Source organism: Pseudanabaena sp. FACHB-1998, from assembly GCF_014696355.1.
Classification (GTDB): Bacteria; Cyanobacteriota; Cyanobacteriia; order Pseudanabaenales; family Pseudanabaenaceae; genus Pseudanabaena.
Window position 1 is genome coordinate 21,562 of record NZ_JACJQA010000043.1, and the last position, 14,378, is coordinate 35,939.

The following is a 14,378-nucleotide window of genomic DNA, read 5'->3' on the forward strand; positions in this document are numbered from 1 at the left end:
ATTTCTAAGGTTGGTTTAACAAACTTTGAATCATTCGGGATAGATTTTTGAGCTTGATGGGCTTCGGTAAATAATCATTTACTCCTGCTTCTAGGCATTTTTCGCGATCGCCTGTCATCGCTAAAGCCGTGAGCGCAATAATGGGCGTGTTTGCCAAAGCAGGTTCGTGGCGAATTTGCCGAGTTGCCTCTAATCCATCTAAGACAGGCATTTGCACATCCATCAAGATTAAGTCAGGGTGATGTTCTTTTGCCATAGCGATCGCTTCTTCTCCGTTATGAGCCAAGATCATCCGATAGCCCTTCGCCTCAAAATAACAAGTAATCGTACTAATATTTGCCTCATTATCTTCAGCTAATAGAATTAAAGGTAATTGCTGTGGAGATGGCGAGAAAGTAACGTTATCACTATCATGGGAATCTGCAATCTGTGGTTCAGGTGTGGATGAATTAACCGGCTTGAGAAGACCGTCATAGGGAAGTCGCACCATAAAACAACTGCCCACACCCACCTCACTCGTTAGCCCGATTTTGCCCCCATGCATTTCGGTAAGTCTTTTCACTAAGGCAAGCCCTAGCCCAGTCCCCACATATTGACGATTCAAAGCGCTATCGATTTGGATAAAGGGTTGAAAGAGTTTATTAATATTCTCTGGAGAAATACCAATCCCTGTATCAATTACGGCTATCTGCACATAGCTAGAGGGGAGATGCTCGGAACTAGGAGTAACCGTTACTTCGAGGATAATCCTCCCTCCTTCGGGGGTAAATTTGACGGCATTATTTAGCAAATTAATCAGAACTTGGCGCATTTTTCGCTCATCGATGAGCAGATCTGGTAAGGCGTTAGGAATGTTATCAACTAATTGAATAGATTTCTTGTCTGCTTGCTGCTTAACAAAGGAAATGCTGGATTTACATAGCATTTGTAGCGATGTCATCTCTAAATCTAAGGTCATTTGACCTGATTCAATTTTGGCTACGTCTAGGATGTCATTAATTAACGACAGTAAATGCATCCCACTGCGCTCAATGGTTTGCAAAGCCTTGATTTGTCGATCGCTGGTTACTCCAAATACGCCTTCCTGCAATCCTTCGGTCATGCCTAAAATCGCATTAAGAGGTGTTCGCAATTCATGGCTCATGTTGGCAAGAAACTCATCCTTGAGTCTGGTGGCCCGGATCAGTTCTTCATTGGAAATCGCCAGCTTTTGATTAGTTTCCGTAAGTTGTGCTTCTGCTTGTTGGCGGATAGAAAGTTCTTGTTGTAACTGCTCATAGAGAATCGATTGTTGGATCGCGATCGCCAATTGAGTAGCAATTTGCTTGAGCAAATCAATCTCCCCACTTTGCCATTGACGCGGGCGATCGCATTGATGGGCAATCAATAGTCCCCAAAGCTTTTGATTAAAAACGATGGGAACCACTAATTTAGCTCGAACTTGAATTGATTGTAAAAATTCGATCAAGCACGGTAAAACATACTGCTCAGGATCTAGACTATCGTTCAAACTATAGATGCGACCTTGAACATAGCGATCATAATTTATCTCAGGAAATACTTCCTCTGGAAATGCTATATCTAAAACTCGCGTCCACCCTGCGGAAACTGCTTCCGCAATGGCAGATCCTGTGCCACCCGCAAATACTCGATAGACCAGCACGCGATCGGTCTGTAAGCATTGATGGATTTCTTCGACCGTGGCATTAAGAATTTCGGAGAGGTTGAGAGAAGCGCGGATGCGCTGCGTGATCGAAGTAAGTAAACTTTCTTGGTTGACTTTTTGCTGCAATCTCAACTCATTGAGCTTGCGATCGGTAATATCTTGGATCAAAGAAAGTAAATAGGCTTTACCCTCCTCATTGGAGAGCATCGATCTCGCAATTGAGACCTTGCGAATTTGTCCATCTTTACGCTTAATTTCCCACTCTTCCACGGTAGGGCGATCGCCAGTCTTGGTTTGCAACTCCAGAGCATGGATGTTAGGCTCAAATTGGGGCGAGGAGATGATTGTGGGATAAAGAGATTGATCCCATCCAAAGCGATTAATTTCAAATAAGCTATAGCCTGTAATCAACTGCATTTGTTGATTCCAAACCGTAAACCGCAGAAATGGAAATTCCTCAATTTCATGACAAACACATAGCCCCTCCGTCATGTTTTCCACAATTTGATGACGGAAAGTATTTTCCTTGTGTAGTGCTGCTTGAGCCAACTTGCGAGCGGTCATATCAAAGCGAATTGTGAGGTATTGAAATGGAGTTCCCTGTGAGTCTAAAAATGGGACGATTGCGGTCTCGACCCAATAAAGAGAACCATTTTTGCGGCGATTACAAATTTCTCCACGCCAAATTTCTCCACTGGAGATGGTTCGCCATAGTTTTTTAAAAAAGCTAGAGGGATGGTAGCCAGACTTTACTATGCGATGGGTTTGCCCGAGGAGTTCCTCTTTGCTGTAGCCCGAAATCTCAATAAAGCGCTCGTTCGCGTAGGTGATCGTGCCTTTTTTATCGGTAATCGCCACGATCGCAGTTTGATCTAGAGCGAGCTTAATGGAAGATACTTCCTGTAATAACTGTTGACGCTGTAGCTCTACTTGCTTGCGATCGCTAATATCCATGGCAATACCGACCACATGAGTGACTAGTCCTTCGCTATTCGCTAAGGCTTTACCCCTCAACAAGATATAGCCCATAGACCCGTCAACCCGCCGAATCTGTACATCGATCTCTTTGGATTCGCGAAACTGAATTGCTTCATTGATGAGATTAAGAAATTTGGGGCGATCTTCTTCTACCAAAAAATTTAGCGATTCCTCATAGCTTGGTTCAGGCAGATCAGATTCCAAGCCTAAAATTCTAAATAATTCTGACGACCAAGCAATTTGATGAGTATGAATATTCAATTCCCAACTACCTAGATGGGCAATCTGTTGGGCTTCTCTTAAGCTAGCTTCGCTTTTCTTTAACTCAAGGGTACGCTGCTTTACTCTTTCTTCGAGAGTTTCATTGAGTTGCGTCAACATTTCGACGCTTTGCTTGCGCCCCGAAATGTCTAAATTTGTGCCAAGCATTCGCAAGGGCTTCCCGTCCTCATCCCATTTCACTACCTTGCCCTTACTAAGCACCCATACCCATCCCCCCAATTTATGACGTAACCGAAATTCACATTCATAGCTATTCGTTTCTCGCTGAAAATGCTGCTCTAAAGTAATTTTCACCCTTGAAAAGTCTTCAGGATGGATTTGGTGATGGAAAGTCTCAACGCTTAAAGGCTGTAGTTCCTCAAGGCTATAGCCTAATATCGCCGCCCAGCGATCGTTAATTTCTACTTCCCCCGCCTGCACTAGCCAATCCCATAAACCGATGCCCGATCCTTCGATCGCCAGCCTTAACCGTTCTTTGACATAATCTAGTTCTAAAATATTCCTTTTTCTTTCCGCCCGAATTTGGACTTCCCGAAGTTCCCGCCGCACCACCTCAGGCAACCGTATCAAATGCCCCTTCATCAAGTAGTCACTAGCGCCTTGTCGCATTAGTTCAACGGCGGAGATTTCACCAATCGTTCCTGAAACAACAATAAAAGGTAAATCAAATGGACTATTTTTAAGGATGGTTAGGGCTTCAGGCGCACTGAAATTTGGCAAATGATAAGCAGAAATTACTAAATCCCACGATCGCTTAGTTAGTGCTGTTTGTAAGTCTTCGGCGCTTTCTACCCTTTCCCAGTCAACCTGAAATCCGCTCCGACGTAATTCCAGAACAAGCAAAATTGCATCATCTTCTAAGTCTTCCACAATTAAGACATTCAGATTGTTAGTCATCGGCTAAGAATTCTTCGGTTAGTTGTTCCACTATGAACTACAAATATTTCATTAACAATATTACAGCCTATTGAGGTTTTCATTTGGTTGTATAGCAATGTGAGCTTTGCTATATAGCGTACGGGTAAAAATTGATTATTTTCGTCTGCAACGCTCTATTGGCGATCGCGATATCTCTAAAAAATCTTGATTTTGCCTCTTCTTTAAGCACACGAAAAATACAAGAAAATGTGTATCGGTCTTTAGTTTAGGTTATATGCCGCTATTTAAGTATTAATATGCAGTAATTTAATTAAGTGTGTTTATTTAAAGAGATATGACCCCAACCCTCCCCACCGAGCAAATCGATCGCATTGTGTGGAATCAACACCACGACCCCTTTACAGTCCTTGGTCCCCATGAAATTGAGCAAGATGGTAAGTCGGTATGGGTGGTTAGAGCGTATCTACCCGACGCAGAGGCAGTATCCGTAGTTACGCCCGACCAACACAAAGAATATCCGATGCATTCGGTGCATCATCCTCACTTTTTTGAATGTATAATTAGTGACGCGCCCCACCTATTTAGTTATCAGCTTAGAGTCAAGTCTGGTGAAAGCGATCGCCTAATCCACGATCCCTACTATTTTAAATCGCCACTACTCACCGAATTTGATGCTTATTTATTCGGTGAAGGTACGCATTATCAAATTTACGAAAAAATGGGCGCTCATCCTACCACCATTGATGGTGTGAGTGGCGTTTATTTCGCTGTCTGGGCTCCTAATGCCCGTAACGTCTCTGTCATTGGCGACTTCAATAGCTGGGACGGACGCAAGCACCAAATGCGTAGAGGTAATACAGGCATTTGGGACTTGTTTATTCCTGAGCTAGTGGTTGGCACAGTCTACAAATACGAAATTAAAAGTCCCGCAGGACATATTTACGAAAAATCCGATCCCTATGGCTTCTTCCAAGAAGTACGTCCGAAGACCGCCTCGATCGTTACCGATCTCAGCACCTATGAATGGAGCGATCAGAAATGGCTCGAAACTCGCCGCACTGAAGATCCGCTGAAAAAGCCCATTTCTGTCTATGAGATGCATCTAGGTTCATGGATGCACGCCTCCAGTGCCAATCCTCCCGCCAGTGGCTATCCTGCGGTATCGGCAGCCGATCTCAAGCCGGGCGCAAGATTTCTCACCTATCGTGAACTTGCGGAAGACCTCATTCCCTACGTCAAAGAGATGGGCTATACCCACATCGAAATGATGCCGATCGCTGAGCATCCCTTTGACGGCTCATGGGGCTATCAGGTCACAGGCTACTATGCCGCGACTTCCCGCTATGGCACGCCCCAAGATTTGATGTATTTCATTGACAAGTGTCACCAAAATGACATTGGCATCCTTGTGGACTGGGTTCCTGCTCACTTCCCTAAGGATGGACATGGCTTATCCTTCTTTGATGGCACATTCCTCTATGAGCCTGAAGATGTTCGCATCGGTGAGCATAAGGAATGGGGAACTAAAATCTTTAACTACAAGCGTAGTGAAGTTAAAAACTTCCTGATTGCCAATGTTCTATTTTGGTTTGAGAAGTATCACATTGATGGAATCCGTGTCGATGCCGTTGCCTCTATGATTTACCGCGATTACAATCGTAAATCTGGCGAATGGCTTGCTAATGAATATGGTGGTCGCGAAAGTTTAGAAGCGATCGAGTTATTTCGTCACTTACACAGTATTCTCTTTACCTATTACCCCGGAGCCTTATCGATCGCCGAAGAATCAACTTCTTGGCCGATGGTCACATGGCCCGCTTACTCAGGTGGCTTAGGCTTTAACCTGAAGTGGAACATGGGCTGGATGCACGATATGCTTGATTATTTCAAGCTTGATCCATACTTCCGTGGACATAACAATAATTATCTTACCTTTAGCATTTGGTATGCCTTCAGCGAAAACTTTATGCTGGCGCTTTCCCATGACGAAGTGGTGCATGGTAAGAGTCCAATGATTGGCAAGATGCCGGGAGATGAATGGCAGAAGTTTGCTAATCTGCGCTGTCTCTACGGCTATATGTTTACTCACCCCGGTAAGAAGACCATGTTTATGGGCATGGAAATTGGACAATGGGCAGAATGGAACGTTTGGGGTGATTTGGAATGGCATTTGCTGCAATATCCCAACCACAAGACACTTCAAAAATATGTCGGCGATCTCAACAAACTTTTGCGATCGCTTCCTGAACTTTACACTCAAGACTTCTCCCCTGAAGGCTTTGAGTGGATTGAATGTAATGACACCCAAAACTCAGTAATCTCGTTTCTCCGTAAGGGATTAAATGGTGATTTTGTATTGGTGGTCTGCAACTTTACTCCAGTTCCACATCATAATTATCGAGTTGGCGTTCCCAAAAAAGGTTTCTACAAAGAAGTTCTCAATAGTGATTCCCAAATTTATGGTGGTGGCGGACTTGGCAATATGGGCGGCAAATATGCCGATGAGTATGGTACGCATGGCAAGCCTTATTCTCTAGATGTCACCGCACCTCCTCTAGGTGTAGTGGTATTGAAATACACTGGCGAAGTTTAAAAAAAGCAAAAAAAGCGGCGCGAAGCGCCGCTTTTTTGCTTGGTTACATCAAGAAGGACAATAGAGGCTTTTTAGGCTTTGGGTAGTACAGATAAATAAAAAAGCTGGCTTCGCCAGCTTTTTTATTTATTTGGGTTTTAAGAAAGCGCAAAGCGCTGTAGCTATAAAATTAGCTGGAAATAAACTTCATGGAAACACCATTCATACAGTAGCGTTTGCCTGTTGGCTTCGGCCCATCATCGAAGACATGACCTAAATGTCCCCCACATCGACTGCAATGAACTTCAACGCGCTTCATAAAAAAGGAAATATCAACGGTAGTGGCGATTGCCCCTTCGATAGGTTGAAAAAAGCTCGGCCAGCCCGTACCACTATTGAATTTTGTATCTGATATAAACAGTGGCAAATCGCAACCTGCACAGTTGTAAGTACCCTTGCTATATTCCTTATCTAAGGGACTTGTAAAAGCTCGCTCAGTGCCATGCTTGCGTAAAACGCGAAACTGCTCGGGTGTGAGGACTTGTTTCCATTCATCTTCAGTTTTCATAAAAAGTAACAGTTACTACTATCTACCATTTCGATTATAATTGTAACAATACTTAAAGCTGAGAAATCACTTCAAACTTTAACAGGTTAAACAACAATGGCATTTGAACTCCCACCTTTACCCTACGCCCCAGATGCTCTTGCAGCTTCGGGTATGTCTGCTGAGACCCTATCATTTCACTATGGCAAACACCATAAAGCCTATGTTGATAACCTCAACAACCTAATTAAAGATACCGATCTTGCTGATAAGTCTTTAGAAGAAATCATCAAGACTAGCTACAAAGAAGGTAAAGCAGGAATCTTTAATAATGCTGCTCAGGTATGGAATCATACCTTCTACTGGAATGGTATTAAGCCTGCTGGTGGTGGCGAGCCTACTGGTGCTTTGTTAGAAGCAATCAATGCCAGCTTTGGTAGCTTAGATAACTTTAAGACCGAATTTAAAAATGCTGGTGCTACTCAATTTGGTAGCGGCTGGGCATGGTTGGTTGCTGAAGGCGGTGCTTTGAAGATTACCAAAACTCCTAACGCTGAAAACCCTCTGATTCACGAAGGTCAAGTTCCTTTGTTGACCATGGATGTTTGGGAACATGCTTACTATTTGGACTTCCAAAATAGTCGTCCTAACTTCATGGCTAACTTTGTGGAAAAGCTAATCAACTGGGATTTCGTCGCTGACAACTTCGCGGCTGCCTAAGTGTAAAAAGTGCATAGCACTTTTTGACTTTTTTGACTAAAAAAGAGAAGCCTCGCTTTCCGAGGCTTCTCTTTTTATTTGGTCTAAAATTAAGCAATAATATCAATTCACGAAAGTGTGACAACACTTTTGGGAATTAAAGACCAAACTCAGTAAGGATTTTCAAATGAAGAAATGGTGTAGCCATTTCTTCATTTGAAAATCCTTTCCCAACCAAGAAATAGCAGTGCGTGGCTTTGCCACGCACTGCTATTTCTTGGCTTTAGCATCTCCCGCGAGTTTGACCGCTTCCTGCACTTGCCTTAATGGAACCTGATGCGATCGCGCTAACTTCGCACAGTCCTCATACTCAGGCTGAATTGTCGCAAAACCATCACGCCATGCAATTTTAATTCTCGCTTTTCCATATTTTGTTTCCACCTCATGGATTTCGCGATCGAGAATTTTGCGCTCCTGAAAGCGATATCGAATACCGAGAGTACTCGTCTCCCGAAAGAGAATCTCCTCGCAAATAGCAAGGCGATCACCTAGACAAATTACCGTAATTAATATACCAGTGCGCGATTTTTTCATGCCGATCGCTTGGGTATAGACATCTAAAGCCCCATGCCGCAATAGCTCCTCCATCGTGAAGGCGATCGCCTGTGCGGTCATATCATCTACTTGGGTTTCGAGAATTGCGATCGTTTCTGTAGTGTGAAGAGATTCTCTCTTAGAGAAATGAATGTCTTCCAGATTTAGGCTTTTTTTTTCTTACTCTTACCAATCCAGAGCCGCAGAGCATTAGGAATTTCTAAATCTTGAGAACCAGCCCCTAAACCGATTTTCTTGATTTTCATTAAGGGAACTTCGCCAAACTTCTCACTGAGAGTTACCGCGATCGCCGCACCAGTGGGCGTAACTAACTCTTTGCGAATTCCGTTATCGCAGATCGTGACGTTATGCATCTCCCATAATTTCAGTGTCGCAGGTGCAGGGACAGGCATTTTCCCATGATCGCAATCCACATACCCCCCCCCCACAGGTAAAGCGGAACAATAAATTTTTTTGACTTCTAGCCATGCAAAGCCTGCACAGGTGCAGACAATATCGACGATCGCATCAATTGCACCTACTTCATGAAAATGTACTGCTTCAGGAGCGATACCATGTACTGCTCCTTCCGCGATCGCTAGTTGACGAAAGATGGCTAAACTCCTAGCTTCTATTTGTGGGGCTAATTTAGCCTCCCGAATGAGCTTCTCAATTTCTGGCAAATGGCGATGGGGAGCATGGGGATTTTGTTCATGGGAATCGTGATTATGTTCATGACTATGGGATTCATGGGCATGTTCTCCATGACTATGCTCGTGATGATGGCTATGAACTTCATGGGAATGCTTAGCGGCTACGGTTGGCGGTTCATCACCCGTATGATTTAACAATTCCACATGGAGTTTTGTTGCTTCAAGGCTGCCCCGAATTACTAGCTCTGTCCATAACTTAACTTCGGACTCTAGCCCTAATTTACGAACAATATCTTGCAAATATTCTAAAGGTACGCCCGCACTCACCAGCGCACCTAAACACATATCGCCAGCAATACCCGTTGGACAATCTAAATAAGCAATATTTGCCATACTGTTCTTTCCCAAGTCTCTAAAATAGCAACCATAAAATTAAGAATAGATTTTTTGTGACAAGGCTTCGCCTCGTCACAAAAAATCTATTTCTTTTAGCATCCTACTATTTTTGGGTTAGCCCAATTACCCCTTGGAGATTTGCCTCATCAAAAATTGTGCTTTCAATAGTTGCTCCCGTTAGATTCGCTCCCGCCAGATTGGCTTTCTGGAAATTAGTCCCGATGAGAACCGCACCACTAAGATTTGCACCTCCTAAATAAGCATTCTGAAGTTGAGCTACAGAAAAATTGGCACTTTTGAGATTAGCCATACTCATATCTACATCCTGCAAATCGGCATGACGAAATTTCGTTTCAAAACAGTTAGCTTGAACTAAAACTGCTTTATAGAGAGAGGCTCGGCTCAGATCGGCATTGCTTAAATTGGCTTTAGTCAGGTTTGCCATACTTAAAAAAGTATCGCCTAAGAAGGTATCGCATAGTTCTGCGCCGACCAACTGCGCTCCACTTAAAATTGCGCCACCCAAATTGGCTTTATTAAGAGTGGCTCTATTCAAAATCGCTTCGCTGAAATTTGCCATCAAACATCCCGCCATGCTGATGTCCGCAAAGTCGAGTAAAGCTCCATACAAATTTGCCCGAGTTAACAAGGCTCCCCTCAATTTGGCTCGGCTCAGTTTGGCTAAGCTCAAATTAGCATTGCTTAAATTAGCACCACTCAGATCTGTATTTTGGAGACTCGCACCACTGAGATTTGCACCACTAAAATTAATATTTTTGAAACTTGCCCCACTCAAATTTGTGCCACTCATATTTGTGCCACTCAGATTTGCATTACCCAGATTAATTCCGATTAGTTCTAGCGATCGCAGATCGGTGTTAGTTAAATTGATATCTTGAATATTGGTTTGACGAAAGCTAACTTGCCCTAGAATCGCCCCACTCAAATTTGCGCCCTTCAGATTAGCATTGACAAAAATTGCTTCACTCAGGGTTGCTCCTGACAGGTTGGCATAGCTTAAATCAGTTTTACTAAAATTGCATTTACTAAGATTGACTTGACTTAGATCAGCTCCACTAAGTTTTAATGACGACAAATCGACTTTTTGTAAGTCAATTGCTGCTGGTTGCGTCTTTTCGCGCCAAGCATTCCAGCACTCAGTGCCGTCTTTGATATTTTTAACAATTCTTAGATCAGCCAAGGGAGTTACTACTTTAATGAATTAAGTTTTGATAACGATTCTAATCTAAGCTGTTTTTTTTAATAAATCTAGATACGTTAAATGGCTTAGGACTTACGCATTGGATTAGATTTGCCTAAGTTCTATGGCTTATTCCTTTGCTAGGCAAGAATTAGGGATGCGAGGGCAGGGCAACCGCATCCCTAATTCTTGGGGGGTGGATTTTGCTCAAGAATTTGTTTGGCATTGCGTTGCCAGCGATCGCGTTTAATTCTGCGTAAAGCGGAGCCTGTAAAATTGCGATCCCATTCCTCTTCGGTCATGGTGGCTAAATCTGCTAAAAGTGGATCGATATTATGGGGAAAGGGATGAAAGTCTAGTTCTGAAGTTTCCTGAGCAAAACGCTGATTCCAAGGACAGACATCTTGGCAAATGTCACAGCCAGCAACCCAATTCTGGAGATTGGCAGCGATCGCTTCAGGAATTTGGGCGGCTTTATTCTCGATGGTATGGAAGGCGATACAGCGATTTGCATCAACTACAAAGGGTTGAGCGATCGCTCCCGTAGGACAAGCATCGATACAACGAGTACAAGTACCGCAATGGTCAGTATGGGGGCGATCGGGTTCTAGGTCGAGATTAGTCAGTACCTCGCCCAAAAATAGCCAAGAGCCATATTCACGGGTAATCACATTGCTATGCTTACCAATCCAACCGATCCCCGCTCGCTGAGCAAAAGCTTTTTCGGCGATCGGCCCCGTATCCACATAGTAACGAGCTTGGATTTTGATACCATCGACTTCGCCTAGGGATTCTAACCAAGTAGCTAAAGCTTTGAGCTTTTTAGATAAAACCTTGTGATAGTCACGTCCCCAACCGTAACGGGAGATTTTGCCCACTGGTTGCTCGTTTTGTTGATCCTTTGGTTGATTAACTGCGTGTTGATGAGGGGTGTAGTAATTTAAAGCGACACAGATCAAAGACTTAACGCCCGACATTACCTGCGTAATGTCTTGACGTTTAGGATTGCTCATCCATTCCATATCGGCTTGATAGCCTAGCTCAAGCCAATCGCGTAGACGTTCTGCTTCAATACCCGACTCCGCTTTCGCGATCCCTACTTTGCTAAAGCCTAAATCCAAAGCTTTTTGGGCGATCGCTTGTTTGAGTTCTGCTTTAACCACCACCTAACCAACCAAAAAATCCATTCTTTTTATCACTCTTCGGCTTTGCTTGATTTTTGTCTGCATTAACAGAGGTAGTACCACCAACTTGAGTAATATATTTCAGGGCTAAAGGCTCTTCTGGATTGAGCTTTAGCGCTTGCTGAAAGCTGACTTTTGCCATGCCAGCTAACTTTTGATTCATATAGACAAATCCTAAGAGAGCATGACATTTACTATGGTTGCAATCAATCTGAATTGCATTACGCAACTCTTTTAAGGCAAAAGCCCAAAGCTGCTGATTAATATATTCTTCGGCCTGTTGAATATATTGGTTAATTGACCCAACCGCGCCATTAGTGCTGGATTGACCATTACTAGTAGTACCAGAGCTACTGGTCGAATTATTAACATTACGCGGCGGAACCTTTGACTCACTTCGCATCTGATAAGTATTACTAGAACTAGATTTGGTTCTATCACTGCCTAAATTACTTGTATTACTACCACTACTCATCGAATTAGGAACCGAGCCGCCAGTAATAGCGGAATTGCTAGCGGTTGAATTCTTATTAATCATCCCTTGACCCTGCGCTGGTGAAGCATAAGGTGCAACCGAACTGCTCATAGAAGCACTGGGACTATGGTTATATCCTTCCTGTAATAGTATGTAAACTAAGTTAAGTTCGCTTAATACGCCAATATTGTCTAGGGATAGCTCAAGTTGTTGATATTGGATTTTTGCTATTTCTTGAACCGTATGTTCGTAGTTTAAGTCTTTAGGAGCAGTTAAATATCGATTAGCAATTTCAGACTGGGGGATAAATTTTTGGTTGCGCTTCATCAAGCGCTTGCCCAGTAGTTTTAAGATTGCTGAATATTCTGTTCTTTCTCGCTCTTGTGACAAAACATCATAGGCCGGATTTACCAGCTTTGATAAATACTGGGTTGCTATCTGTTTTTCGTTTGGTGTGCGTCCGTGAATATCAGGATGTAATGACTTTGCTATAAGTAGATATCTTTTTCGCACATGAGAAGCTTCGGCTGTTAGTGGTAAGCCTAGTACGGCATAGTAATCATTAAAGTCGTATTGACCGATGCCACGATCTATACGAAATGTTCTTGGATTTTCCACTATCTGACCTCGGCGTTTCGTTACCCAAACAAAATTTTTTAGATTTTAAACGAGATAAGTAATAATAACTTACCCATCAATGATTAGGTTGTAATCGCAATAATTACATATTTTCCATAGTTATTCCCAAATTATATTTAGATATGGTTTATTTATGGCTATAAACGAAAACAGAATATCTTATACCCCTAAAAACTGGTTATTAATAACTGGGGCTTTATTAATACTAATCGGTTCTTTGGGATTAAGGCTATGGGATCTTGATCGCTTTGCTTACCCAGTATTTGATGAAGTCCATTTCCCAAAATTTGCCGAAAATTACCTAAATGGCAATCCACCTAATGATGGACATCCACCTTTAGGAAAATATTTAATTGCTTTAGGAATTTTATTGTTTGGTCACAATGAAATTGGTTACCGCATTGCTAGCGCGACATTTGGGTCGCTGATCCCTTTATTGGTGATTGGGCTAGTTTATCAATTGACTCGGCGATCGGGAGTGGCGGTTTTAGCAGGGTTATTGACCTTTGCGGATGGCTTGCTTTTAGTGGAGTCGCGCTATGGGCTGATGAATGTTTTTTTGGTTGCCTTTGGCTTAATTTCGCAGATTTTTTTATTAGCGGGATTAGAGCGTCAAGGTAAAGGTCGGTTACTCTTATTGAGCTTTTCAGGAATCATGCTCGGTGCTTGTGCGGGCGTGAAGTGGAATGGGCTGGGCTTTTGGTTAATGACTTTCAGTTTAATGGCGATCGCTTTAATTGCGAAGTTCTTATTTCCGCCCCTCTTCTTCAGGCTAGGAATTTTAAAGAGGTTTGCTGATTTACCTTGGTATCAATATTTAGTTTGCTTTATTGTCCTTCCCATAGTTGGCTATGTTGGACAATGGACTCCTCACGTCATCATGGTGCTTAAGGTGTTTGCGCCCAATGCTCAGGGGTGGGAATGGCTCAAGGCTTTTGTGTACCATTTCCTCATTAGTAATCAGAATATTTATTTATGGAATACTTCGCCTAGCTCCGTCGGCTCTCCCGATCATCCGATCCATCCTTACTGCTCTAGCCCTGCTTCATGGTTTTTGTCGATGCGTCCTGTGGGTTACTATTTCCATGTCAATGGAGATATTTGGCAAGATGTCCATGCATTAGGTAATCCGATTTTGTGGTGGTTATCATCTTTGGCGATGGTGGCGATCGCTATTTGGGCGATCGCTAAGGTGCGCGGCGAGTTAATTTATGTAGCGGTGGGATATGCGGCTAACTATTTTCCTTGGTTGATAGTTAAGCGTTGCTTATTTATTTATCACTATATGAGTCCTTTGGTGTTTAGCTTCGTGGCGTTAGCCATGATCATGGCGGCTCTTTATCAACAAAAGCAAGTTTGGGCGAGGACAATTCCTGTGATGGCGATCGCCGCGATCCTATCATCTCAAATATTTTTTATGCCAATTTGGTTGGGCTTACCTTTATCTCCTACTGCTTTCTACGAAAGAATGTGGTTTCAGCCCAAAAGTGCTATTAAAGGATTTGATTGGATTTAAGTGCTGTGACACTTACAGCGCTTTGCGCTGACTTAAAACCAAAAAAAGTTGAAAGCATGGCTCCGCCGTGCTTTCAACTTTTTTTGGTATCCCTTAG

Annotated in this window: 7 protein-coding genes and 2 pseudogenes; 3 read left to right on the top strand and 6 right to left on the bottom strand. The window is 43.0% G+C overall.

Annotated features, from left to right (window positions below):
* Positions 1 to 4: 4 nt before the first annotated feature.
* Positions 5 to 3,823, bottom strand: coding sequence for a PAS domain-containing protein (locus H6F42_RS17335; protein WP_190400630.1), 3,819 nt, complete (start codon positions 3,821 to 3,823; stop codon positions 5 to 7).
* 316 nt (positions 3,824 to 4,139) lie between these two features.
* Between H6F42_RS17335 and glgB the strand changes: the two genes are divergently transcribed.
* Positions 4,140 to 6,398, top strand: coding sequence for a 1,4-alpha-glucan branching protein GlgB (gene glgB / locus H6F42_RS17340; protein WP_190400631.1), 2,259 nt, complete (start codon positions 4,140 to 4,142; stop codon positions 6,396 to 6,398).
* Positions 6,399 to 6,567: 169 nt separating this feature from the next.
* On the opposite strand, the pseudogene msrB reads toward glgB, so the two are convergent.
* Positions 6,568 to 6,942 (bottom strand): annotated as a pseudogene (gene msrB / locus H6F42_RS17345) (peptide-methionine (R)-S-oxide reductase MsrB); the annotation flags it as partial.
* Positions 6,943 to 7,041: 99 nt separating this feature from the next.
* On the opposite strand from msrB, the gene H6F42_RS17350 reads away from it, so the two are divergent.
* Positions 7,042 to 7,644: a superoxide dismutase gene (locus H6F42_RS17350; protein WP_190400633.1), complete on the top strand. Its 603-nt coding sequence runs from the start codon at positions 7,042 to 7,044 to the stop codon at positions 7,642 to 7,644.
* 249 nt (positions 7,645 to 7,893) lie between these two features.
* Here H6F42_RS17350 and larC read toward each other — a convergent pair.
* The 4 genes and pseudogenes from larC to H6F42_RS17370 all read right to left on the bottom strand — a co-directional run bounded on the left by larC (position 7,894) and on the right by H6F42_RS17370 (position 12,744).
* Positions 7,894 to 9,263: pseudogene (gene larC / locus H6F42_RS22360) on the bottom strand (nickel pincer cofactor biosynthesis protein LarC).
* Positions 9,264 to 9,369: 106 nt separating this feature from the next.
* A complete protein-coding gene (locus tag H6F42_RS17360) occupies positions 9,370 to 10,467 on the bottom strand; it encodes a pentapeptide repeat-containing protein (protein WP_190400634.1) in 1,098 nt (365 codons plus the stop codon).
* A gap of 182 nt (positions 10,468 to 10,649) precedes the next feature.
* Positions 10,650 to 11,633: a tRNA epoxyqueuosine(34) reductase QueG gene (gene queG, locus H6F42_RS17365; protein WP_190400635.1), complete on the bottom strand. Its 984-nt coding sequence runs from the start codon at positions 11,631 to 11,633 to the stop codon at positions 10,650 to 10,652.
* Positions 11,623 to 12,744, bottom strand: a complete 1,122-nt coding sequence (locus H6F42_RS17370) for a DnaJ domain-containing protein (RefSeq protein WP_190400636.1) — start codon at positions 12,742 to 12,744, stop codon at positions 11,623 to 11,625. The genes queG and H6F42_RS17370 overlap by 11 nt, the downstream gene beginning before the upstream one ends.
* A gap of 154 nt (positions 12,745 to 12,898) precedes the next feature.
* Here H6F42_RS17370 and H6F42_RS17375 point away from each other — a divergent pair, with 154 nt between their 5' ends.
* Complete coding sequence (locus H6F42_RS17375) at positions 12,899 to 14,281, top strand: phospholipid carrier-dependent glycosyltransferase (protein WP_190400637.1); 1,383 nt, start codon at positions 12,899 to 12,901, stop codon at positions 14,279 to 14,281.
* Positions 14,282 to 14,378: the final 97 nt, after the last annotated feature.

What these genes read in the sequence shown, in the direction of transcription:
- H6F42_RS17335 (WP_190400630.1), bottom strand. Translation starts at nt 3,823, where the DNA reads ATGACTAACAATCTGAATGTCTTAATTGTGGAAGACTTAGAAGATGAT.
- glgB (WP_190400631.1), top strand. Translation starts at nt 4,140, where the DNA reads ATGACCCCAACCCTCCCCACCGAGCAAATCGATCGCATTGTGTGGAAT.
- H6F42_RS17350 (WP_190400633.1), top strand. Translation starts at nt 7,042, where the DNA reads ATGGCATTTGAACTCCCACCTTTACCCTACGCCCCAGATGCTCTTGCA.
- H6F42_RS17375 (WP_190400637.1), top strand. Translation starts at nt 12,899, where the DNA reads ATGGCTATAAACGAAAACAGAATATCTTATACCCCTAAAAACTGGTTA.